The sequence below is a fragment of the Gardnerella sp. c17Ua_118 genome, assembly GCF_055804255.1.
In genome coordinates this window covers 1,083,222-1,106,635 of sequence record NZ_JANUYT010000001.1, presented here as the reverse complement: position 1 = coordinate 1,106,635, position 23,414 = coordinate 1,083,222, and the positions used below count along the sequence as shown (strand labels likewise).

General features: G+C 46.8%; 14 protein-coding genes, 3 rRNA genes and 1 riboswitch. Of the genes, 15 read left to right on the top strand and 2 right to left on the bottom strand.

Annotation, left to right across the window (positions count from 1 at the left end):
- Positions 1-14: 14 nt before the first annotated feature.
- Complete coding sequence (gene rlmB / locus NYP69_RS04340; protein ID WP_032839766.1) at positions 15-1,010, bottom strand: 23S rRNA (guanosine(2251)-2'-O)-methyltransferase RlmB; 996 nt, start codon at positions 1,008-1,010, stop codon at positions 15-17.
- A 223-nt stretch (positions 1,011-1,233) separates the two neighbouring features.
- Here rlmB and NYP69_RS04335 point away from each other — a divergent pair, with 223 nt between their 5' ends.
- The 6 genes from NYP69_RS04335 (at position 1,234) to NYP69_RS04310 (ending at position 9,870) form a co-directional block, all read left to right on the top strand.
- Positions 1,234-4,191, top strand: a complete 2,958-nt coding sequence (locus tag NYP69_RS04335; RefSeq protein WP_473410646.1) for a cation-translocating P-type ATPase — start codon at positions 1,234-1,236, stop codon at positions 4,189-4,191.
- A gap of 90 nt (positions 4,192-4,281) precedes the next feature.
- The gene (gene dcd, locus NYP69_RS04330; protein WP_004131288.1) at positions 4,282-4,863 is read left to right on the top strand and encodes a dCTP deaminase; all 582 of its coding nucleotides are present in this window, start codon (positions 4,282-4,284) and stop codon (positions 4,861-4,863) included.
- Between the two features lie 294 nt (positions 4,864-5,157).
- Entirely contained in the window at positions 5,158-6,033 is an 876-nt protein-coding gene (locus tag NYP69_RS04325) for an alpha/beta hydrolase (protein ID WP_004131290.1), read from the top strand.
- Positions 6,030-6,494: a nucleoside deaminase gene (locus NYP69_RS04320; protein WP_473412970.1), complete on the top strand. Its 465-nt coding sequence runs from the start codon at positions 6,030-6,032 to the stop codon at positions 6,492-6,494. The genes NYP69_RS04325 and NYP69_RS04320 overlap by 4 nt, the downstream gene beginning before the upstream one ends.
- Before the next feature lie 240 nt (positions 6,495-6,734).
- Positions 6,735-7,703, top strand: a complete 969-nt coding sequence (locus tag NYP69_RS04315; RefSeq protein WP_032817083.1) for a ketopantoate reductase family protein — start codon at positions 6,735-6,737, stop codon at positions 7,701-7,703.
- A gap of 214 nt (positions 7,704-7,917) precedes the next feature.
- Positions 7,918-9,870: an alpha-glucosidase gene (locus tag NYP69_RS04310; protein WP_473412969.1), complete on the top strand. Its 1,953-nt coding sequence runs from the start codon at positions 7,918-7,920 to the stop codon at positions 9,868-9,870.
- Positions 9,871-9,926: 56 nt separating this feature from the next.
- Here the strand turns inward: NYP69_RS04310 and NYP69_RS04305 are convergent, their stop codons facing one another.
- Entirely contained in the window at positions 9,927-10,709 is a 783-nt protein-coding gene (locus tag NYP69_RS04305; RefSeq protein ID WP_473412968.1) for an SIR2 family NAD-dependent protein deacylase, read from the bottom strand.
- A gap of 220 nt (positions 10,710-10,929) precedes the next feature.
- Here NYP69_RS04305 and NYP69_RS04300 point away from each other — a divergent pair, with 220 nt between their 5' ends.
- The 9 genes from NYP69_RS04300 to NYP69_RS04260 all read left to right on the top strand — a co-directional run bounded on the left by NYP69_RS04300 (position 10,930) and on the right by NYP69_RS04260 (position 23,392).
- The gene (locus NYP69_RS04300; protein ID WP_473412967.1) at positions 10,930-11,076 is read left to right on the top strand and encodes a hypothetical protein; all 147 of its coding nucleotides are present in this window, start codon (positions 10,930-10,932) and stop codon (positions 11,074-11,076) included.
- Positions 11,077-11,266: 190 nt separating this feature from the next.
- A 16S ribosomal RNA gene (locus NYP69_RS04295) occupies positions 11,267-12,793 on the top strand.
- 371 nt (positions 12,794-13,164) lie between these two features.
- Positions 13,165-16,223: ribosomal RNA gene (locus NYP69_RS04290) — 23S ribosomal RNA — on the top strand.
- Between the two features lie 167 nt (positions 16,224-16,390).
- Positions 16,391-16,507, top strand: a 5S ribosomal RNA gene (rrf, locus tag NYP69_RS04285).
- The 16S, 23S and 5S rRNA genes sit together here, the layout of an rRNA operon.
- Before the next feature lie 96 nt (positions 16,508-16,603).
- Positions 16,604-16,695, top strand: a riboswitch (TPP riboswitch).
- Positions 16,684-18,201: a hydroxyethylthiazole kinase gene (thiM, locus tag NYP69_RS04280; protein ID WP_473410644.1), complete on the top strand. Its 1,518-nt coding sequence runs from the start codon at positions 16,684-16,686 to the stop codon at positions 18,199-18,201. It overlaps the preceding riboswitch by 12 nt.
- Positions 18,202-18,206: 5 nt before the next feature.
- Entirely contained in the window at positions 18,207-19,904 is a 1,698-nt protein-coding gene (locus NYP69_RS04275; protein WP_415702257.1) for a bifunctional hydroxymethylpyrimidine kinase/phosphomethylpyrimidine kinase, read from the top strand.
- Between the two features lie 683 nt (positions 19,905-20,587).
- The gene (locus tag NYP69_RS04270; RefSeq protein WP_101889842.1) at positions 20,588-21,490 is read left to right on the top strand and encodes an efflux RND transporter periplasmic adaptor subunit; all 903 of its coding nucleotides are present in this window, start codon (positions 20,588-20,590) and stop codon (positions 21,488-21,490) included.
- Positions 21,487-22,197 carry an ABC transporter ATP-binding protein gene (locus NYP69_RS04265; protein ID WP_004131316.1) on the top strand — a complete coding sequence of 237 codons (711 nt, stop codon included), beginning with the start codon at positions 21,487-21,489 and terminating at the stop codon, positions 22,195-22,197. Before NYP69_RS04270 ends, NYP69_RS04265 begins: the two co-directional genes overlap by 4 nt.
- Positions 22,181-23,392, top strand: coding sequence for an ABC transporter permease (locus tag NYP69_RS04260; protein WP_101896702.1), 1,212 nt, complete (start codon positions 22,181-22,183; stop codon positions 23,390-23,392). The genes NYP69_RS04265 and NYP69_RS04260 overlap by 17 nt, the downstream gene beginning before the upstream one ends.
- The last annotated feature ends 22 nt before the right edge of the window (positions 23,393-23,414 follow it).

The window sequence follows — 23,414 nt, the reverse complement described above, 5'->3', positions numbered from 1 at the left end:
ATTGCAAACAATTGCTAATTTTGGTTTAAAGCGGCAAGCCTACGCGCATTAGCAACAGCATACAAGCTGATTCCAGCAGCAACGGATGCGTTAAGCGATTCAACAGCGCTAGAGATTGGGATTCCAGCAATAGCATCGCAAGCTTCGCGCGTTAGGCGACTCATGCCTTTGCCTTCGCTTCCAAGAACTACCACAAGCGGATCGGTTTCAAAGCCAGTTTCGCCAACAAGCTTATCTCCGCCGCCGTCTAGGCCAATCGCGTACCATCCGCGTTCGCGCAAACCTTGAATCGCCTTGTTTAAATTCACAACTCGAGCAACAGGCAAGTGCGCTGCGGCTCCTGCAGAAACCTTCCAAGCTGCAGCTGTAACAGATGCGCTCCTGCGCTCTGGCAAAATTACGCCATTTGCGCCAAAAGCGGCTGCGGATCGAATAACAGCACCAAGATTTTGCGGATCGGTAACGCCGTCTAGAGCTATAAACAATGGGCGTGCGTTAATGCGTGCAGATGCAGAATCTGCTGCTTCCATAGCGCGAGCCTTCTTTTCTGCGCGATCAACAAGCTCTTGCAGCGAATAGTATTGATAAGGCTGCACCTTTAAAATAATGCCCTGATGATTAGTGCTGTGAGCAATGCGATCCATCTCCAGGCGATCCGCCTCCAAAAGTCGCAAGCCTTGCATGCCAGCAAGCTTAACGATTTCGCGCGTGCGATCGTCGTGCTCAATGCGATTTGCAACATAAAGCTGCGTGCTAGGAACGCCTACGCGCAAAGCTTCAAGAGCTGCATTTCGCCCGATTACCAACTCGTCGCTATCTGTGCCCAACTTATCTACTCTGCGTCTAGCTGCCAAACGCGGATCTGCAAACGTGCGCTTAATCGCAGCTTTTTTGGCGAAATAAGCCTTATGGTAAACGCGGTCTTCTGCCTTAGGAGTAGGACCCTTGCCGCGCAATGCATTACGATGTTTTCCACCCGACCCCTTGGTCGGTCCTTTTTTCATAGCCATATTCTTATTTTCACATGCCCCCGAGGCATTGGCGATGCTTTGGTGCTGCATCAGCGAGGCATTAGTATTTGGCGCTTTATGTGGCATAATAGAACGGTACTTAATTATTGCAAATTATTGTTATTGCAATAATCCACAACCGCGCAATAATCAAGATTTTGAGTCAACTTTGCGTAAAAATTTTGATTATTGACTACTCCGCGGCGCTCCCAAGGGGGAAAATATGGTTGATCAAAGCGATCAATCCAAAGATCCGTCATTGCAAGACGTGCAAAATGTTGCAAATTCGCTTAATGTAAACGTTTCTACGGGTTTAAGCAGCGATGAGGCGTCTAAAAGGCTTGCGCAATTTGGCCCGAACGTTTTAGCTAGTGCTCCTAAAACACCAGCGTGGAAGAGATTCCTCGAACAGTTTAAGGATCCGCTTGTTTACTTGCTTATAGCGGCGACTATTATTTCCGCAATCGCATGGTTTGTTGAGCGCGCACAACATGGTGGCGAAAGTGGCGGCGAAGTTCTGCCGTTTGACTCAATAGTTATAATCGTGATTCTTATAGCAAACGCAGTTTTGGGCTATATTCAAGAATCGCGTGCGCAAGAAGCAGTTGAAGCGCTGGCAAAAATGAGCGCTCCGCAAACGTCTGTTCTTAGAGATGGGCGAGTTATGCGCATAGATACGGCAGATGTTGTGCCTGGAGATATTTTGGTTCTTGGCGAAGGCGATGCTGTTTCTGCAGATGCAAGGCTTATTGCAGCCGCTTCTTTGCGCGTTGCAGAAGCAAGCCTTACGGGAGAATCGGTTGCCGTTAGTAAGCGTCCAGAAACTCTAGCTTCACTAAAGTCTTTGGCAGACCGCACAAACATGGTGTTTAATGGCACTGCCGTAACGCAGGGCACTGGTCGCGCAATCGTCACGTCTACGGGCATGAAAACTCAGGTTGGAAAAATCGCAGATATGCTTTCTAGCGCGCAAGAAGAAGCTACACCTCTAGAGAAAGAGATGGTTCGCGTATCTAAGGTTCTTGGAATCGCAGTGTGTATTATTGCAGCCGTTGTGCTTGCGTCTATGTGGGCTCTTGAAGGCTTCCACACTATTGAAGACGTTATAGATTCTTTGCTTCTTTCCGTTTCTCTTGCCGTTGCTGCTGTTCCAGAAGGCTTGGCTGCTATTTTAACGGTTGTTCTTGCTTTGGGCGTTCAGCGCATGGTAAAGCATCATGCTGTTGTTAAAAAGCTTTCGTCTGTAGAAACTCTTGGCTCCGCATCTGTTATTTGCTCCGACAAAACTGGTACTTTAACTCGAAACGAGATGACTGTTGAGCGTGTTATAACGCCTAGTGGCCAAGTGCAGCTTACGGGTAGTGGGTATAAACCAGAAGGGCGAATGGTTTTGCTTGATTCTTTAGATGCGGATTTGGCAGTTCCTCCAGCGCTGGCTACAGAGGTGATTGGTGCGCTCGGATCTGGGTACTTGGCAAACGATGGCGACTTGCATCATAATGAATCGTCTGACGCATGGCAGCCAGTTGGCGACCCTACCGAGGTCTCGCTTATTGTTGCGGCGCGCAAAACCAAGGCAGACAAGCGTTACGCGCATCTTAGTCGCGTTGCGGAAGTGCCATTTACTTCTGAGCGCAAACGCATGTCTGTTGTTGTTAAAGATGGCTCGGATTCTGGAAATCTTATTGTTTGCGCTAAAGGCGCTCCAGATGTTTTGCTTTCTTATTGCACGCGAATCGCAGTGGCTGGCGCTGTTCGTCCGCTTACAGAAGGAGACCGCGAAGAAATTCTTGCAAATGTGGAAAAGCTCTCTGGCGAAGCGTATCGCACTCTTGCAATGGCGTATAGGCCGCTTGGCGTAGATAGTTTAGCTAAAGTTGACGGCATGGTTTCTAATGCTGCAGGCCAAATCGCAGATGTTGCTGAGCAAAGCGATGTTTTGGAATCTGATTTGATTTGGAACGGCATGGTTGCGATTATTGATCCTCCTAGAATCGAAGTTCGAGATAGCGTTGCTCAAGCGCATCGTGCTGGAATCAGAACTGTTATGATTACTGGCGATCATCCACTTACTGCCGCTCGAATCGCTCGCGACCTTGGCATTATTGGAAAAGATGAGCATGCGCTTACAGGCGATGAGCTTGACGAGTTGCTTTCTAGAGACGATGACAATATTGCTTTCGACGATGCGATTAGCAAAGTGAGCGTGTATGCGCGCGTTGCTCCAGAACACAAGCTTGCGATTGTTTCCTCGCTTCAAAGGCAAGGCAATATTGTTGCTATGACTGGCGATGGCGTAAACGATGCTCCTGCTGTAAAGTCGGCAGATATTGGCGTTGCAATGGGCATTACGGGTACGGAAGTCACTAAAGAATCCGCCAAGATGATTTTGGCAGATGACAACTTCTCTACAATCGTCGCAGCTGTGCGCGAAGGTCGCGGAATTTTCGACAATATTCGTAAATTCTTGAGATATTTGCTTAGCTCCAACGTTGGCGAAGTGTTCACCGTGTTTGGTGGTGTAGTGTTTGCTGGCGCTTTGGGAATTACGCAGCCAAACTCTGTAGGCGTGACTTTGCCTTTGCTCGCAACGCAGCTTTTGTGGATTAATTTGCTTACGGACGCGGCTCCTGCGCTCGCAATGGGTGTTGATCCGCAAACGGATGACGTTATGAATAGGCGTCCGCGAAGACTTACGGATAGCGTTATTGATAAGCCAATGTGGGGAGACATTGTGTTTATTGGCGTGATTATGGCAGCTATAACGTTGATTGGCATGGATATGCATTTGGCTGGCGGATTGTTTACAGACCGCTCCACAACTGTTTTAACTCATGCTGCCCAAATGACTCATGCGCGCACAATGGGCTTCACTATTCTTGTGTTTGCTCAAATGCTTAATGCTCTTGCATCTCGCTCGCATTTGCAAAGCGTGTTTGTTGGCTTGTTTGCAAATCGTTGGCTTTGGGGCGCAATCGCAGTTTCCGTAGTGTTGCAGCTTGCTGTAATTTATATACCATTCCTTAATGGTCCGTTTGGCACAGTTCCGCTCGACTTTATGGAGTGGGTGGAGTGCCTTGGGCTTTCAATGGTTGTGCTTATTGCTTCGGAGTTAAGAAAGTGCGTTTTGCGATTTATTGCTAAGCGCAAAGGCGAATCTTCTGTTGCAATATCTGCCTAATATTTTCGACCGCGGCACGCGCTACACTTGGCATATAAGTGTGTTTAAGTGTTTGTTTTACGAAGTTTTATCGCAAGGAGATTTGACGTTATGCTGTTGTCTGATCGCGACATTCTCAAAGCTCATGACGAGGGTCATATTGATTTGACTCCATGGACCCCACAAATGGTGCAGCCTGCGTCGATTGATGTGCGGCTCGACCGATTCTTCCGCTTGTTCAATAATCACGCTTACACATACGTGGATCCTGCAGAAAATCAAGGCGAGCTTACTGAGCAATTTGCGGTTGCGCCTGATGAGCCTTGGATTTTGCATCCTGGCGAGTTTGCGCTTGGCTCCACTTGGGAGTATGTGAAGTTGGATTCAACGATTGCTGCGCGCTTAGAAGGTAAAAGCTCGCTTGGCCGTCTTGGAATTTTAACTCATTCCACGGCTGGCTTTATTGACCCAGGTTTTGAAGGCCACATTACTTTGGAGCTTTCAAACGTTAGTACATTGCCAGTTAAATTGTGGCCAGGCATGAAGATTGGCCAAATGTGCTTCTTCCAGCTAAGCTCTCCATGCGAAAATCCTTACGGTTCTTCTGTTAACGGATCTCACTATCAAGGTCAGCGCGGCCCAACGCCGTCTAGGTCTTACGAGAATTTCTATCGCGCAAATTTGGAAGATTAGTCTTAATTAAGATTTGATTAGTCTTGATTAGTCTTGATTTTTAAGAAAAATCAGGGGAAAAGTAGAAAACTTTCAGCAAGTTATCAGCTAACGCACTATAAGCGCTAAGGATTGTGTGTTTTCATAATATTAGTGAAAAACTTAAAAGGTAATTCACGAAAGCTTATTCATATTTTTTCCTTAAATTTAGACCCCAGTCCAAGCGGCTGGGGTTAAATTTTTATGCAGCGTTTGCGAGTTTAGTGTAGCCTTCGCGCGTTTATAAATGCCAAAGCTGTGCCGTATGCTGTAATTATGACTAATCATAACGGTGTGATCTCTAGCGAGTTCGATAACGGCGATTTTAACAATAGTGATTTTGGCGGCGGCGATTTTGGTAGTGGTAATGGCGGCGGCAATGGCAGCAACGCCAATAATGGCGATTTTGGCAGCGAAGATAGCGCTGATGGCGCATCGAATGGCCTTCATGCTGGCCGAGAATCTAGTGTTGTTCCAGGCAGATTCGGCGAAGATTTGCATGTAAGCGTTGCTAAGTATTCTCGAGGCGAAGCAGCTGCATACGCCACAAGGCCTCTTCTTTTGCTGTTGCACGGATGGGGTTCAAACGAGGACGATTTGCTTGACTTAATGCGCGTTGTGGCTCCTTATAACGATGCGATTTCTTTGCGTGCTCCACTTCGCTTGGCTCAAGGCGCTTACAGTTGGTTCCATGATGCTGTGCCTAATGGAGATGACTTAGACCGAGATATGTATGCTGCGGCTGCTGCGATTGATGAGTGGGTTGCGGCGAATGTTCCCGAAGATCGCGCTGTTGTGCCATTTGGTTTTTCGCAAGGTGCGGCTCTTGCGATTCATGTTCTTAGGCTTAATCCAGATCGCTATCGCGCATCCGTTGCGCTTTCTGGCTTCGTGGCTCCTAATATTGCTAAAGATATTTCTCTTAACGACGACGTTCTTGCGGATCTTAATACGCCTGTTTTCTTTGGCTACGGCTTGGATGATGCTGTTATTGCTCCTTACGAATTTTCGGCGGCTGCAGCATGGCTTGAGGAGCATACGTGGCTGGAAGAGAAGCGTTACCGCGGCCTTGACCACGCAGTTCACATGGAAGAACTTGGCGATATTCGCTCTTGGTTTGCTTTGCACAATATTTCTTCGGGGTTAATGTGACTTTGCGCGCGCGCGAATATGTTTCGCTAATGCAAGAGGCGCTGCGACTTGCGCAAGTTGCTGCCGATTGTGGAGAAGTTCCAGTTGGCGCTGTTGTTGTAGATGGTTCTGGGGTGATTATTGGCCGTGGCTCTAATCTTCGCGAGAAAGACGCGGATCCTCTTTCTCATGCAGAAATTCTTGCGATTAGGCAGGCAGCAGAGGTGCGCAAGTCTTGGAATCTTAGCGATTGCACGCTTGTTGTTACTTTGGAGCCTTGCCCAATGTGCGCTGGCGCAATTTTACAAACGCATATTAGTAGCGTTGTTTTTGGCGCATGGGATTCAAAACTTGGCGCATGTGGATCCGTTTGGGATATTTTGCGAGACCCTCATATTGGCTCCCATCCGCAAGTTTTTGGCTCCGTTTGCGAATCGCAGTGTGTGCATTTATTGCGTAATTTTTTCGAAAATCATCGATAAAACTGAATAATTTTTTAATTAGAAACGCTGTAAAGATGTAATTAGAAAAATTTTGACATTCTCAAAAAACTGTGTAATATGCTATAAAAACCAAAGAGCAGTTGACTGATTGTTTTTCACTCATTCAGTCTTCTGCTTTTTGTTATATTCGTGGTTGCTTCCGCGTAATCAATGTAAATGAAAATTTATGAATTTATGTGCGGCTACCACTTTACTTACAAGCCTACATGGAGGTGTCATATGAGTGACATGAAATATGCAATGATCGGTTCTGGAGCTATGGGGTATCGCTATGGCGTTTTGTTGCAGGAAACGGCTGGCATTCATGTTGATTTCATTGATGCCTGGGATGAAAATGTGAATAAGGTTCGCCAGCAAGGCGGCGTAATGGTTAGCCGAGATCACGAGAATCGCCATCTTGTGCCAATCAATATGTATACTCCAGAAGATTATGACGGCGATCCAGATGTGTGGATTGTGTTTATGAAGCAAATGCAGCTTGCGGAGATGTTGGAGCGTTGCAAGCATTTGTTTAAGGATCATCAGGTTGTGTTCGCTGCAATGAACGGTTGGGGTCATTTTGAGAAGCTTCAGCAATATTTCTCGGACGATCGCATTTACGGCGGTACTGCAATGATTGCAACCGTGCTGAATGGTCCTGGAGACGTTGATTTTATTGGTAAAGTTGGCGTTGGCACAATGAATATGTGTGCGTTGAACGAGCAAGTGAGCGATGTTGAGCTTGCTATGCGAGATGATTTTAAGGCTGCTGGCTTGAATCCTACTATTACGGAAGATTTCAAGGGTACGTGCATGGCAAAGGTAGTTTTTAATTCCGTAGTTAACACTTTGTGCACAATGTATCAGATTCAAATGGGTCAGTTTATTTCGTACCCAGGGGCTATGGATATGGCTCGTCAACTTATTAACGAAGCGTACGATGTGTGCGATCGTGCAGGAATTCGTATGGTTAATACGCGTCAACAGGAGTTGGAGGCTATTGACTACGTAAGTCGCGTGGCAAATCCTTTGCACTATCCTTCAATGTATCAAGATATGAGTCGTGGTCGAAAGACAGAAGTTGATTATATAAACGGATATATTGCAAAGCTTGGTCGCGAAAATGACTACGTTTGCCGCACTCACGAGTTCTTGACTCACGGAGTTCATTTGGCGGAGCTTGCATTCAAATTGCATAATCAGCAGTGATTTGGAGAGTATTCTGCAATTCGTACAATGAATGAGAAGGAGGCACGGCTCGTAGTTTTTACTGCGGGCCGCTTTTTTATTATCCGCGCGTAACATCTAGTATGCTGATAGAATTTAGAGTCTAAAATCATAAATACTATTCAATAAATAAAATTATGCATAATAAATAAAACTGCAATAAAAATACTTATTAACGTAAATTAATGGGGTTTATATGACTACTTTTAACAGAGCGAACTTGCCGCAATCCGTGCGCACAAATGGTGCTACGCCAAACCCTTGGTGGGCAAATGCAGTTGTGTATCAGATTTATCCGCGAAGCTTTCAAGACACTAACGGCGACGGAATCGGCGATTTGAAGGGCATTACTTCGCGCCTTGACTATTTGGCGGATTTAGGCGTTGACGTGCTTTGGCTTAGCCCTGTTTACAAGTCTCCACAAGACGATAACGGCTACGATATTTCCGATTATCAAGATATTGATCCACTTTTTGGCACTCTAGAAGATATGGACGAGCTTTTGGCACAAGCGCACAAGCGCGGCCTCAAAGTTGTTATGGATTTGGTAGTAAATCACACTTCCGACGAGCACGCTTGGTTCCAGGCTTCAAGAGATGCTTCTAGCGATTACGCAGACTGGTATTGGTGGAGACCAGCGCGCAAAGGATGCGTGCCTGGAGAGCCAGGTGCTGAGCCAAATAAGTGGGGTTCGTATTTTGGCGGCTCGGCGTGGACGTATGATCCAAAGCGCGGCGAATATTACTTCCATCAGTATTCGCCAAAGCAGCCAGATTTGAATTGGGAAAATCCTGCCGTTCGCGCTGCAGTGTACAAGATGATGAATTGGTGGATGGATCGCGGAATTGACGGCTTCCGCATGGATGTTATTACGCAAATTTCTAAGCGCGTAGATAGCGAAGGGCGTTTGCCAGGTGAGTACGGTTCGCAGATTGAAGATGAGCCAGCAGGCGATGACGGCTACTCTTCTCCGTATTTCTTCTGCTCCGATGGCCCTCGTTTAGACGAGTTTTTGCGCGAGATGCGCGAAGCGGTTTTCAAGGGGCGCGAAGGTTTCTTAACTGTTGGCGAGGCTCCTGGAATTTCCGCGCATCGAAACACTTATATTACAAATCCTGCTAATGGCGAGCTAGACATGCTCTTCTTGTTCGATCAAGTTAATGTTGATTGCGCAAATGGCACTAAGTGGAATCCTACTCCTCTTAAGTTGACTACATTAAAGCGTGCAATGGCAGATCAGCAGCAAGCAGTTAGCGAGTCTGGTTGGGCGAGCCTGTTCTTTAATAATCACGATCAGCCGCGTGCGCTTTCTCGCTGGGGTAGTGAGGCTAGCGATGAGATGCGCGTGCTTTCTGCTAAGGCGATTGCAATGCTTCTTCACATGCATCGCGGCACTCCGTACGTGTATCAGGGTGAAGAAATTGGCATGACAAACGCGCACTTTACGCGTCTTGAGCAGTATCGCGATTTGGAAGCGTTGAATATGTTTAAGCAGCGCGTAGAAGAAGCGCATATTCAGTCTGCGGAGTCTATGATGGATGCGCTCGCAAAGCGCGGTCGCGATAATTCTCGAACTCCAATGCAATGGAATGCGTCTAAATATGCAGGATTTATGCCTTTTAATGTTCCGTCGCAAAATAATGCGCAGCCGTGGATTAGCGTGAATCCTAATTATGTAGATATTAATGCTGCTGAGCAAATGGAAGATTCGGATTCCGTTTATTCGTTCTACAAGCGTTTGATTGAGTTGCGCCATTTGCAGCCTGTTGTTTCGGCTGGTTCTTGGAATTTGGTTGATGCGGATGACGAGTGCGTTTACGCGTTTGTTAGGCAGGTTGAGCAGGTTGAGCAGACTTGTGATAATGCTAAGGCAGATGAGGCAGGTCTTGAGAATGTTGTGAATTCTTCAAGCGCGGTTGCTTGCGATTCGCCTTGCGCTTCTGTAAAGAAGTTGCTCGTAATGGTAAATATGACGGATTCATCTGTAGCAATACCTGCTCAAAGCGCCGAATTGTTGCGTAATATCGCCTCTAACAGCGTATCGTATGATGATGTGATGATTTCTACCTACAGCGCGGATCATGCTCTTAAATCGCTTAAAAATGGCACGCTTGCGCCTTGGGAGGGAATCGCTGTTAGCTTGCAATAATTATTTTGCAATAGTCACTTTGTGATAGTGAATAGTCACTTTGTAATAGTGAATAGTCACTTTGCAATAGTTTCGTCTACTAACTTTGGCAGAGCTTTCGCAATATCTTCGCGTATTATGCGCTCTGCCAAATAATCGTATTGCGTAGCGCCCAGGTTCATTATTGTAATCGGCACTCCTGCGCGAGCGGCTAGCGGCACAAGGCTTGCAGCTGGAAACACTTCTAGCGTAGATCCAATAACCCACAGCTCGCTTGCGTGCATAATCGCCTGCGCGCTGCGTTCCATTGCGCCTTCTGGCAGAGCTTCTCCAAAATATATAACGTCTGTTTTTATAAGACCGTTGCAAGGCATGTTTCCGCGGTACGGCAGCGCGCGCCTGCAATGTGGGTCTGGGTGTGCGTCTAAGTCGCGCATAATATCGGCTGTATTGTAGCTCGCGTGGCAGCTCATGCAGTGTGATGTTCCAATGCTTCCGTGCAAGTTCACTATAATGTCTGGGCTGTTTCCAGCTTTTTCGTGAAGCGCATCAAAGTTTTGAGTGGCGATTAAATCCAGCATCCCAGCTTTCTCAAGTTTTACTAGCGACTTATGCGCTGTTCCTGGCTGAGCGTTCCAAACTGGCGACTCTTTTTGCCATCTCCAAGAGTAAATGCGTTCTTCTTCGCTGCTTAAAAATGCGTCTATATCGTAGACGCTCATTTGCTCTGGGTGTTTAGTCCAAACTCCATCTGGACCTCGAAAGTCTGGAATACCCGCGCTTGTAGATATTCCTGCGCCTGTTAACACAACAATATGATGGTGTGCGCTGCTCTTGCTGTTTTTCTCGCTATTTCTCATATACCTATATATAGCACGCGCACATGTTGTGTGCATATATGCTGTTTGTTTTGATTATTTTGCGTATTTGGCTTGTGTGATTTTGCGCGACACTCCCGTGTTTTGGTTTTTGGGGGTGTTTTTCTTGTTTTTTTGGATTATTTTTGTTGTGTTTTTGTTGGTGTGTGGTTACTTGCGACTTTTTATCGTGTTTTGATCGTGTTTTCAACACGCCGATGTTTTGGCTTTGTTTCAATGGTTTTTGCTTGTTGGCTTGTGTGTGATTTGCTTTTGGGCTTGCTTTGGTGTAAGTTTATCTCTTGCTGCTCAGCGCGGCTGGTTCTCCTCGGTTGAGGTTGATGAGCTGGCTGGTGTGGTGGTGGTTTGAGAACTCAAGAGCGTGTCTGTACTACTTATTAGTTAATTATTGCCAGTTCATTGTCAGCCTCACAGATTGTGGGGTGCCTGAGAGATGGTTAAATGATGGTGAGGTTTTTTGTTGGGATGTTCTTTCCTTAAAGAATGTCTCGTCTTTTTCTTTTATATTGGAGCCTTTTGTTGGCTCTTCATTGAAGTTTTTCGTGGAGGGTTCGATTCTGGCTCAGGATGAACGCTGGCGGCGTGCTTAACACATGCAAGTCGAACGGGATCTGACCAGCTTGCTGGTTGGTGAGAGTGGCGAACGGGTGAGTAATGCGTGACCAACCTGCCCCATGCTCCAGAATAGCTCTTGGAAACGGGTGGTAATGCTGGATGCTCCAACTTGACGCATGTCTTGTTGGGAAAGTGTTTAGTGGCATGGGATGGGGTCGCGTCCTATCAGCTTGTAGGCGGGGTAATGGCCCACCTAGGCTTCGACGGGTAGCCGGCCTGAGAGGGCGGACGGCCACATTGGGACTGAGATACGGCCCAGACTCCTACGGGAGGCAGCAGTGGGGAATATTGCGCAATGGGGGAAACCCTGACGCAGCGACGCCGCGTGCGGGATGAAGGCCTTCGGGTTGTAAACCGCTTTTGATTGGGAGCAAGCTTTCGGGTGAGTGTACCTTTCGAATAAGCGCCGGCTAACTACGTGCCAGCAGCCGCGGTAATACGTAGGGCGCAAGCGTTATCCGGAATTATTGGGCGTAAAGAGCTTGTAGGCGGTTCGTCGCGTCTGGTGTGAAAGCCCATCGCTTAACGGTGGGTTTGCGCCGGGTACGGGCGGGCTAGAGTGCAGTAGGGGAGACTGGAATTCCCGGTGTAACGGTGGAATGTGTAGATATCGGGAAGAACACCAATGGCGAAGGCAGGTCTCTGGGCTGTTACTGACGCTGAGAAGCGAAAGCGTGGGGAGCGAACAGGATTAGATACCCTGGTAGTCCACGCCGTAAACGGTGGACGCTGGATGTGGGGCCCATTCCACGGGTTCTGTGTCGGAGCTAACGCGTTAAGCGTCCCGCCTGGGGAGTACGGCCGCAAGGCTAAAACTCAAAGAAATTGACGGGGGCCCGCACAAGCGGCGGAGCATGCGGATTAATTCGATGCAACGCGAAGAACCTTACCTGGGCTTGACATGTGCCTGTCGACTGCAGAGATGTGGTTTCCCTTCGGGGCAGGTTCACAGGTGGTGCATGGTCGTCGTCAGCTCGTGTCGTGAGATGTTGGGTTAAGTCCCGCAACGAGCGCAACCCTCGCCCTGTGTTGCCAGCGGGTTATGCCGGGAACTCACGGGGGACCGCCGGGGTTAACTCGGAGGAAGGTGGGGATGACGTCAGATCATCATGCCCCTTACGTCCAGGGCTTCACGCATGCTACAATGGCCGGTACAACGGGATGCGACATGGTGACATGGAGCGGATCCCTTAAAACCGGTCTCAGTTCGGATCGTAGTCTGCAACTCGACTACGTGAAGGCGGAGTCGCTAGTAATCGCGAATCAGCAACGTCGCGGTGAATGCGTTCCCGGGCCTTGTACACACCGCCCGTCAAGTCATGAAAGTGGGCAGCACCCGAAGCCGGTGGCCTAACCCTTTTGGGATGGAGCCGTCTAAGGTGAGGCTCGTGATTGGGACTAAGTCGTAACAAGGTAGCCGTACCGGAAGGTGCGGCTGGATCACCTCCTTTCTACGGAGTTTTTGTGCACGCTCAGTTGAGTGTGGTTACTGGTGTGGAAAACAATAGTTAACGTTTTGTGAGTGTGTTGGGCATGCTTTTGGGTTCCCGGATTGCCACCCCCCTTTTGTTTGGGGTTGCGGTCCTAGCCCTTGGATTACAGGTTGAGGCTTTTTGGTTTTTGGCTTGTGTTCTTGGTGTTTGGTGGTTTGAGAACTGGATAGTGGACGCGAGTAAGAATAGTGAGACTATTTTTGGTTTTGCTTGTTTTTACTTTTATCAATTTCAACCGGCTCCATTTTGGTGGAGTCGCTTGATCGTTTTGTGATCGTTTAGTGTGATGATTTATTGTCTAGAGAGTTAAGCGATAGGCTTTTTACTGGTGTATCACTGGTAAGGGCGTATGGTGGATGCCTTGGTAGACAGGACCGATGAAGGACGTGACGGGCTGCGATATGCCTCGGGGAGCTGCCGAGTGGGCTTTGATCCGAGGATTTCCGAATGGGGAGACCCGGCCACTGTTATGGGTGGTCACCACAGTTTTTGTGGGGGGTACGCAGGGAAGTGAAACATCTCAGTACCTGCAGGAAAGGATACTCCGTGAGTAGTGGCGAGCGAAAGCGGATCAGGCTAAACCGAGTACGTGTGATAACCGTCAGGTGTTGCGTATTCGGGGTCGTGGGATTGACTGTTCAGCCTCTGACGGGGTTGAGGAGAGTGATAAAACATCGTGTTATGTGAATGGGATTGAATTCCCAGCCGTAGAGGGTGATGGCCCCGTAGCAGGTCGTGCGATGTCTCTTTATGTTTATTCCCAAGTAGCGCGGGCCTCGTGGAATCCCGCGTGAATCTGCCCAGACCGTTGGGTAAGCCTAAGTATTCCTGTCTGACCGATAGTGTACTAGTACCGTGAGGGAAAGGTGAAAAGCACCCCGGGAGGGGAGTGAAATAGTTCCTGAAACCGTGCGCTTACAATCCGTCGGAGCCTTCTTGTGGGGTGACGGCGTGCCTATCGAAAAATGAGTCTGCGAGTCAGTGGTATGTGGCGAGGCTAACCCGGGTGGGGGAGCCGTAGCGAAAGCGAGTTTTAAAAGGCGTTTTAGTCGCATGTCCTGGACCCGAAGCGGGATGATCTAGCCCTGAGCAGGTTGAAGCGCGGGTAAGACCGTGTGGAGGACCGAACCCACCTAGGTTGAAAACTGGGGGGATGACTTGGGGTTAGGGGTGAAAGGCCAATCAAATTCCGTGATAGCTGGTTCTCTCCGAAATGCATTTAGGTGCAGCGTCATGTTATTGCTTACAGGGGGTAGAGCTACTGGATGCTTGCGGGCCCATACCGGGTACTAATAGCAGCCAAACTCCGAATACCTGTTAGGTTTATCATGGCAGTGAGTCGGCGGGGGATAAGCTCCGTCGTCAAAAGGGAAACAGCCCTGATCGTCGTCTAAGGTCCCGAAGCGCGTGCTAAGTGGGAAAGGATGTGGAGTCGCATAGACAGCCAGGAGGTTGGCTCAGAAGCAGCCATCCTTGAAAGAGTGCGTAACAGCTCACTGGTCTAGTGGTTCCGCGCCGACAATGTAGCGGGGCTTAAGCACGCCACCGAAGACGCGGCTGCGTGATTTTTTCACGCGGGGTAGGAGAGCGTCCTGTATGGGGTGAAGCGGCAGTGTGAACTTGTCGTGGACTATACGGGAGTGAGAATGCAGACATGAGTAGCGAGAGACAGGTGTGAATCCTGTCCGCTGAATGACTAAGGGTTCCGGGGCCACGTTCGTCGTCCCCGGGTGAGTCGAGTCCTAAGGCGAGGCCGACAGGCGTAGTCGAATGGATGAACGGGTTGATATTCCCGTACCGGTGTTACACCGTTCGAACTGAATCTGAGAGTACTAACCTTCGTTATTCTGGTTGATTGCCTTTCGGGGTTTTCTTCTGGTTTAGTGTTGGGAGCGTATCGGTAGTAGGTTAGCGTGGGAGTGACGCAGGTAGGTAGCCGGCTGCGGAGGTGGTTTTCCGTGGCTAAGCGTGTGGGCTGTCCTCTAGGTAAATCCGGGGGATGTTTAAGCTGAGGCGTGATGGGTAGGCCGTATGGCTGATTCCGGTGATCCTGCTTGCCGAGAAAAGCTTCAACGTGAGGTGTGATTCCGCTCGTACCCTAAACCGACACTGGTGGTCTGGTAGAGTATACCGAAGCGATCGGGCGAATCCTGGCCAAGGAACTCGGCAAATTACTCCCGTGCCTTCGGCATAAGGGAGACCCTTGATGGTGATGTTTTTTACAAGCGGAGCTGTTGGGGGTGGCACAAGCTAGGGGGTAGCGACTGTTTACCAAAAACACAGGAGCGTGCGAAGGCGTAAGCCGCTGTATACGCTCTGACGCCTGCCCGGTGCCGGAAGGTTAAGAGGATCCGTTAGCTTTGGCGAAGCGGTGAATTTAAGCCCCGGTAAACGGCGGTGGTAACTATAACCATCCTAAGGTAGCGAAATTCCTTGTCGGGTAAGTTCCGACCTGCACGAATGGCGTAACGACTTCCCCACTGTCTCGGCCAGGAGCCCGGCGAAATTGCAGTACGAGTAAAGATGCTCGTTAAGCGCAGAAGGACGAAAAGACCCCGGGACCTTTACTATACCTTGGTATTGTCGTTAGGTGTGGATCGTGTAGCATAGGCGGGAGGCTGTGAAGCGTGGGCGCTAGCTTGCGTGGAGTCAATAAGTGAAATACCGCTCTTTCCATATCTGGCGTCTAACCTCGACACGTTATCCGTGTTAGGGACAGTGCCTGGCGGGTAGTTTAACTGGGGCGGTTGCCTCCTAAAGAGTAACGGAGGCGCTCAATGGTCCGCTCAGCCCGGTTGGCAATCGGGTGTTGAGTGTAATCGCACAAGCGGGCTTGACTGTGAGACTGACGGGTCGAGCAGGGACGAAAGTCGGAGATAGTGATCCGGTGCCGGCGTACGGACGTGGCATCGCTCAACGGATAAAAGGTACCCCGGGGATAACAGGCTGATCATTCCCAAGAGTCCATATCGACGGGATGGTTTGGCACCTCGATGTCGGCTCGTCGCATCCTGGGGCTGGAGCAGGTCCCAAGGGTTCGGCTGTTCGCCGATTAAAGCGGCACGCGAGCTGGGTTCAGAACGTCGTGAGACAGTTTGGTCTCTATCCTCTGCGCTCGTTGGAATGTTGAGGAGACCTGCCCATAGTACGAGAGGACCTGGGTGGACGAACCTCTGGTATGCCGGTCGTCACGCCAGTGGCGCTGCCGGTTAGCTACGTTTGGAAGGGATAACCGCTGAAAGCATCTAAGCGGGAAGCCTGCTCCAAGATTAGCATTCCTTGCACTTTGTGTGTGAGCCCCCATGTAGAACACGTGGTTGATAGGCTGGATGTGGAAGCCCTGTAAGGGGTGGAGCTGACCAGTACTAATGGGCGATTGTGATACTACTTGTATTGCTTATCGTTTAATTCTCTTAACATTAGGGAGTGTTAAGCGATCATGATTATGGTTAAGTTGTTGATTTTGATGATTGTTTCTTCTGTTTGCTCGCGTTCATGTCCGGTTCCCAAACCGCCAGCTTGCCACTCGCTTAATGCGAGTGTATAATCTAGTTTTGCGGTGGTCATGGCTCAGGTGAGACGCCCGGTCCCATTCCGAACCCGGAAGCTAAGGCCTGACACGGTGAGGGTACTGCACTCGATAGGGTGTGGGAGACTAACACGCTGCCGCATTATTCTTTCTAGCGGGGAGTTTCGACTCCCCGCTTTTTTATTACTTAAAACCAAGTCGTCGCGCGTAAATAACGTCATAACGAACATATATAGTCAAATATGGGTTCGGGGTGCGCATAAGCGCTGAGATTATACCCGTTGAACCTGATCTAGTTAGTACTAGCGAAGGGAAAATCATGACTACTGTGTCGTGCTCTAAAAATAGTGAATTCTCAACTAATGCTCGTTGCAAGCAATTCATGCAAGATGTACGTGAATGCATCGAAGCTTTACGCGCAAAAAATCCGCTAACACATTGCGTAACGAATAATGTTGTTCAAGAAATAACTGCAAACGTTCTGCTAGCTGCTGGAGCATCGCCAGCAATGGTCGTAGACGCAGAAGAAGCTGAAGTATTTGCTCAAATCGCATCTGGTGTATTAGTAAACATTGGAACCTACAGGCCAGTAGACAAAGAATCTATGGATGCTGCAATTCGCGGAGCTGTAAAAGCACACACTCCATGGGTTCTTGACCCAGTTGCAGTTGGCGGTTTAGCTCCACGCACGCAATACGCGCGCGAAATCGTTAAAAGTCATCCTACTGTAATTCGTGCAAACGCTTCCGAAATCTTAGGTTTAGCTGGAGAAGAAAGCGGCGGTAAGGGAGTAGATGCTGGAGATTCGGTTGATTCGGCAGTTGCAGCAGCTAAGAAGCTAGTTAAACTTTATGGCTCGGTAGTGGCTATTTCTGGCGAAAAAGACGCTATTTATGGTCACGGATGCTCGGCACGAGTCTCGGGCGGTCACGAGATAATGACGAAAGTAGTCGGAACGGGCTGCTCTCTTGGCGCATTGGTGGCAGCATACGTTGGAGCAAATCGAAATCGACCTTTTGCAGCAACAGTTGCCGCTCACGTGCACGCTGCTGCAGCAGGAACTTGGGCAGCACAACGCTCAACATCGCCAGGTACATTTAGAACATTATGGATGGATGCGCTTATGGATTTGAGCGCAGACGAGATGCTGAAACTAGCGAATATTGAATTTGAACTCGACCCTGTTGATTGGTCTTTATACTTTATAACAGACCCAAAGATGAGCAATCGAGCAGAAGAAGATATTGCAGTTGATTGCGTTAAAGGCGGAGCAAGCGTAGTTCAATTGCGCGATAAGTACGCAAATAGCGAAACTTTTAATAATAAAGCTCAAAGCTTTCGAGACAAAATGCTTGCTAATGGTTGCGGAAACGTGCCGATTTTTGTTGACGATCGTATAGATTGCGCTAAAAGCTTAGGACTCAACTTGCATGTTGGGCAAACAGATACGCCTTATATTGAAGCGCGTAAGTCTATTCCTGCAGAATGGATGGTTGGGCTTTCTATAGAAAAGTTAGAACAGTTAGATTACGTTTATAACGAATGTGCTAAAGAAAATGTGGCATTGCCTGATGTTATTGGAATAGGTCCGATTTGGCCTACTGCCACTAAGCCAGACGCTGCTCCTGCTTTAGGTGTTGAAGGAGTAGAAAAGATTGCTAAACGCGCTAAAGAACTCGGCATTAGTACGCTCGGAATTGGCGGCGTTAACGAAAATACGGTATTCCCTATTAAAAGCACTTCAATAGATGGTTTATGCGTAGTATCTGCTCTAATGCTTGCGCAAAATCCTTGCGAAGAAGCGCGCAAATTACGCGATGCTATTACGAAGGAATAAAAATAATGAATAATCAATTTTCGCAAGCTCAAGCACCTTTGCAATCAATTTCTAAATTATATGATTCAAGCCTAAGGCCATCTTCTTTGCCATCTTTAGAAGACCCGATTATTCCACGCGTACTAAGTATTGCTGGAACTGATCCAACAGGCGGAGCTGGAATCCAAGCTGATCTAAAGTCAATCACGGCATCACATGGATTTGGAATGTGTGTAACAACTAATTTGGTTGCTCAAAACACTTGCGGTGTGCGCGAAGTTTATACTCCTCCAACCGACTTTTTGCAAGCGCAACTAGAAGCAGTATTTGATGACGTAACTATTGATGCTGTAAAAATCGGCATGCTTGGAGACAAATCATATATTAGCCTAGTTCAAAATTGGCTTAAAAATCATCCTGTTCCTGTTGTTGTGTTAGATCCAGTTATGGTAGCAACTTCGGGAGATAGGCTGCTTGAAAAGTCTGCAGAAGATGCAATGCGCGAGTTTGCGCCTCTTGCGGATGTTATTACGCCAAACATACCTGAACTCGCAGTATTATGCGATAAACAGCCTGCATCCAATTTTGAAGAAGCTTATGCTCAAGCAAGCGAGTGGAGTGCAAAAAACAATACTATTGTTATTGTTAAAGGTGGCCACTTAACAAGCGAAGATGCTGGAAATACTGTTGTGTTCCCAGATGGTCACAGAGTGCACGTTCCTTGCCCTAGAGTTGATACAACAACAACGCATGGCACTGGCTGCTCGCTATCTTCCTCGCTCGCTACGCGCATAGGATTAGCGTTGCGAGAAGGAAAGAAGCTAAGCGATTACAGTACTGTAGCGAATGCTTTAGCGTGGTCGTCAAGATGGCTTAACGAAGCTATTGCTTGCGGTAAAGATTTGCATGTTGGAAAAGGTCATGGGCCTGTGAACCATGCGGCTCGTAATTATCGTTTGGAATTAGATTCTTCGTCAACTCCTTGGGAGCATATGCAAGCGAATGGCTTAGATGGATTAACTCCGCAAAGCGTAGTCATAAAAGCTCATAGCAAGGCTAGAAAGCCAAATGTGGAGCCGTGTGGTCCTTGGACTCAAGCGTTATGGGATGCTAGTGCAGATGTTGATAACAACATTATGAAAATGCCATTTATTGAGGCTTTAGGCAATGGAACGCTTGACTCTGACTTGTTTGCTTTCTACATAAGTCAAGATTCTGAATACTTGAAGCGTTATTCGCGCGCGCTAGCTGCTGTTGGAGCTAAAACGCCAGATAATGAGGCTAGAGTGCATTGGGCTACGGGCGCAGCTATGTGCATAGAAGCGGAATCGCAGTTGCACAGAGATTGGCTTGGAAGCAGAAATATAAGCATTGATGCGCCTTGCTCGCCAGTAACATTAGCTTACGTAAATCACTTACTTGCTTCTACAATGGCAGAAGACTACGTGATTGGAGCTGCATCCATATTGCCATGCTATTGGCTTTATGAAGAAGTGGGGCAAATTTTAGTCAAAAATAATACTCCTGAAAACCCATATCATGATTGGATTTCAATGTATTCTTCTCATGATTTTGAGTCAGGTGTAAGAATGGCGGTTAAATTTGTTGAGAGAGCTTTTGAAGAAGCTGGCCCACAGGCTCGAATTCTTGCTGCTCAAGCATATATGACTTCATGCATTTACGAGTATGAATTCTTTAATCAAGCTCATAGAGCATTGAGGTAGATGGTTTGATAGCTTGATAACTTGATAGCGCTGATGCGTTGACTTCGTCTTTATTAACAAAATCTAGAAGATTTGAAGACGTGTCAAAGCGTCAGCGCATTTTTGTAATACGCATGTCTATTACTGTGCTATGTCTGTTATTGTTGATTTTCTGAGTAGCGCAAATGTGCAGGCGATTTGCTTAAGACTTAAATCGTGAGTAGTAAAAAGTTACCTAAATTCGCTAGCACTATCTTCCTATTTTTTCTATCTTATTATCTTCCTATCTTGCAAAACCCAAAGTACTTTGGAAAATATCAGATAGAAGTGTGTGCATTGCGGTTATGGATCTATTCGATTTTTGCTTAACGAGGATAGCCTTAAGCGGTGATTTAATAGAGTGATATTAGATCTCTGAGCAAGTCAATCACTCAGTAACGTATAAACTCTATGCAAAATAGATTATTCTCTGGTATTACGCAAGCTTCAAGAATCATAAATAAAAATCATCATTTAGTATGATGCAAACTCTTTACGGCGATTATAAGCTATTAAGCAAAAGCTGAAATTCTAAATAAAGTGGTAATCAGAAAAGCGTTAATCGTAGCATTATCAAGCACTTTATTTATTTTGGATTAGTTTGAGAGGCTCGTTTCAACGCATTCTATGCGTTTACGAGTTTGGTGAGTAAGGAGCTTTGTGTTATGCGTAAGTTTACGAAAGTATTCTTGTTGGCTGCTCTGCCGGCGTGTTTGCTTACTGCGTGCGCTGGTAGAGCAGTTGATGATAGTCAACAGCAGGCATCACATGATTCAGTTCCACTTATTTCAGTCAAAAAACAGCCTTTAACACAAGTTGTGTCGGGTAAAGCAACAATAGAACAATCGTCTACCTTTGTTATCACTGCTGTAAGTAGAGGGAATTTTTCTCCATCGGTAAAAGCAGGAAGTGCTGTAAAAGCTGGAAGTATTTTAGGCTACAATGCTGGTAACAAAGTTATTGCTCCCGTAGACGCTAAAGTTGTGTCAGTAGCTGAATCATCTGCGGACATGCCTAAATCTTTCCCGCTATTCACTCTTAAATATGAAGGTTTTTCAATAAGTCTTAACGCAAAAGCTTTACTTCGTTCTGCAGATATTGCAGATGTTAAAGGTCGCTTCCAAGTTGAAGATGGTGTTGGGCCAACCAATTGTTTGCAAATAGTACAAAGCGGTGGAACTTCTACAGATGTTGCAGCCTCGGGTAGTAGCAAGAATGATAATGCTGATTCAACTCAAACAGATGAGTCGAGTGCGCAAAGTACACCCAGTGTATCGTCAAAAGTTTTAACGTGTTTAATAGATAAAAGCACAGAAGTAGAATCAGGCCAAAATGCGACTCTTGTTTTTAATGGCAAGCATAAACAATCGGTTCTAACTCTGCCTGTTAGTGCGGTTGCTGGAAGAGTCCAAAAAGGTTTAGTCTCATACAAGAAAGGCGATAAATGGGAGCGTAAAGAAGTTGGTCTTGGAATCAGTGACGGCGCTAATATTGAAATTACGTCTGGTTTGCATGAGGGTGATGTTGTAGCAGGTGTTTCTCCTGATCTCATTCCAGGAGTGCAATGATTATGGAGAACAATCCTGTTCCACTGGTTGAATTACAAGACGTGTCAGCGCGTGTAAAACTAGGCAATGGCGAATGGCTTACCACTGTCAACTCTGTTTCTATGCTACTTAACCAAGGTGAAACATATGCGGTAGTTGGCAGGTCTGGATCTGGCAAAACGAGTCTTATTTCTATTATTGGATTTTTGAATAAAAATTTTACTGGAAAATACTATTATTCTGGCAAGTCAATCCAAAAGTGTAGTGATAGTACAGTATCGCATATGCGCGCTAGAAATATTGGTTTTGTTTTTCAAAACTATTCGCTTATTAAGCATTTAAGCATTAGAGAAAATGTTGAGTTGCCGCTTTTATACGCAGGACTACAACAAAGCAAGCAGACAAGAAGAAAAACGATAGAAGAAGCATTATGTGCTGTTGGATTGCAAGATAAACTAAACGAATACCCTGGAAGGCTATCAGGCGGTGAACAGCAGAGAGTCGCGATAGCGCGTGCCTTAGTTACTAATCCCGAATTACTTATTTGCGATGAGCCAACTGGCGCGCTCGATAGTAGTACGGGAGAAAAAGTGCTTCAAGTGTTGCATGATCGTGTTCAAGAATCTGGAACAACATTACTATTAGTCACTCATGATATGAAAGTGGCTCGTTCTTGCTCTCACATTTTTACTATGGAAGGCGGTGTTCTTTATGATTATGCTGCTTAAAGATTTGCGCCTGTCTCCTATGAGATCCTTCCTCACAGGTTTTTCAATGTTTATTGGCATCATTGCCGTTATTGCGTCAGTGCTTATCGGCACGGTTGGTAAGGACTATCTTATTGCAACTAACGAACAGCTAAACGGTCGTAGACCAACATACGAGATTACTTTTTCAGCACAAAATTTTGACGAATATTCAGTATTTAACAAATTCTTAAATCGCATTGAATCCGCAAATCGTAACGCTAACGTTATGCTACAACCAAACACTGGACTACTGTTTAGCGCTTCTATGCCAGCCTCGAAGAGTGTAAAAATAAGCGAAGAATATAAGACCAGCAATCTTCAATATGTTGATGCTGTTTACACTACGGCAGGATACAACAAAGTTTATAACTTACCTATTGTAAGTGGAAGATGGTTTAGTAATAGCGCTAAAAACAACGCATTAGAAATGGTAGTAAACCAATCTGCTAACAAAAGATACAAGATTGGTGAAGTAGCATTTATTACTTCTCGCAAAACAACACGAATGAGTCCTATAAGGATTGTTGGAGTTGTGAATGATGGCGTAGACTCGGCAAAAGTATACGTGAATATTCTAGGCTTGTTACGTTATGCTCCAACTCTTTGGGAATATTCTCAAAAAGAAGCTCAAGGCTCAATCTACTGGTTAAATAAAGAAAATCGTTCTCAAAAATCAATTAAATCTTATGTTTCAGATGCTCTTTATGACTGTTGTGGTGGGCAAGTAAACGAAATTAGAAGACATGATAATAGTGATAATTACGAGAATGTGATAACAGTATTGCAATTAAGTTTTGCTATCGTAGCAGCATTATTGCTTTTTGTTTCCGCGTTAGGTTTAATCAATATTGGTTTAGCATCGTTGGAACAGCGCACACATGAACTGCTTATACGTAGAGCCTTGGGTGCTACTAGATGGTCGATTGCTTCACTCGTGTTAGGCAGTGCGATTATTTTAGCACTAATAGTTTCGATTGCTGCCGTCGCTGTTTCTTTTGGTCTTGTGTCTATAGCATCAAGTTTTTGGGATGCATCAAGTCCAGTTAGTCCGCCAGTTTACCCATATGAAGCTGCTATTGGAGCTGTTATTGCGGCTTTTATAACAGCACTTGCTGGAAGTGTGGTGCCGGCAATAAAAGCATCGCGTTTACAGCCAGCATTAGCATTGCGTTAATTTTCAAAAAATAAGAAAGAAG

Bases quoted from the DNA above. Each gene is read 5' to 3' on its own strand.
- NYP69_RS04260 (WP_101896702.1), top strand. From the start codon at position 22,181: ATGATTATGCTGCTTAAAGATTTGCGCCTGTCTCCTATGAGATCCTTC.
- thiM (WP_473410644.1), top strand. From the start codon at position 16,684: ATGACTACTGTGTCGTGCTCTAAAAATAGTGAATTCTCAACTAATGCT.
- dcd (WP_004131288.1), top strand. From the start codon at position 4,282: ATGCTGTTGTCTGATCGCGACATTCTCAAAGCTCATGACGAGGGTCAT.
- NYP69_RS04265 (WP_004131316.1), top strand. From the start codon at position 21,487: ATGATTATGGAGAACAATCCTGTTCCACTGGTTGAATTACAAGACGTG.
- NYP69_RS04270 (WP_101889842.1), top strand. From the start codon at position 20,588: ATGCGTAAGTTTACGAAAGTATTCTTGTTGGCTGCTCTGCCGGCGTGT.
- NYP69_RS04310 (WP_473412969.1), top strand. From the start codon at position 7,918: ATGACTACTTTTAACAGAGCGAACTTGCCGCAATCCGTGCGCACAAAT.
- NYP69_RS04335 (WP_473410646.1), top strand. From the start codon at position 1,234: ATGGTTGATCAAAGCGATCAATCCAAAGATCCGTCATTGCAAGACGTG.
- NYP69_RS04325 (WP_004131290.1), top strand. From the start codon at position 5,158: ATGACTAATCATAACGGTGTGATCTCTAGCGAGTTCGATAACGGCGAT.
- NYP69_RS04305 (WP_473412968.1), bottom strand. From the start codon at position 10,709: ATGAGAAATAGCGAGAAAAACAGCAAGAGCAGCGCACACCATCATATT.
- NYP69_RS04315 (WP_032817083.1), top strand. From the start codon at position 6,735: ATGAGTGACATGAAATATGCAATGATCGGTTCTGGAGCTATGGGGTAT.
- NYP69_RS04275 (WP_415702257.1), top strand. From the start codon at position 18,207: ATGAATAATCAATTTTCGCAAGCTCAAGCACCTTTGCAATCAATTTCT.
- rlmB (WP_032839766.1), bottom strand. From the start codon at position 1,010: ATGGCTATGAAAAAAGGACCGACCAAGGGGTCGGGTGGAAAACATCGT.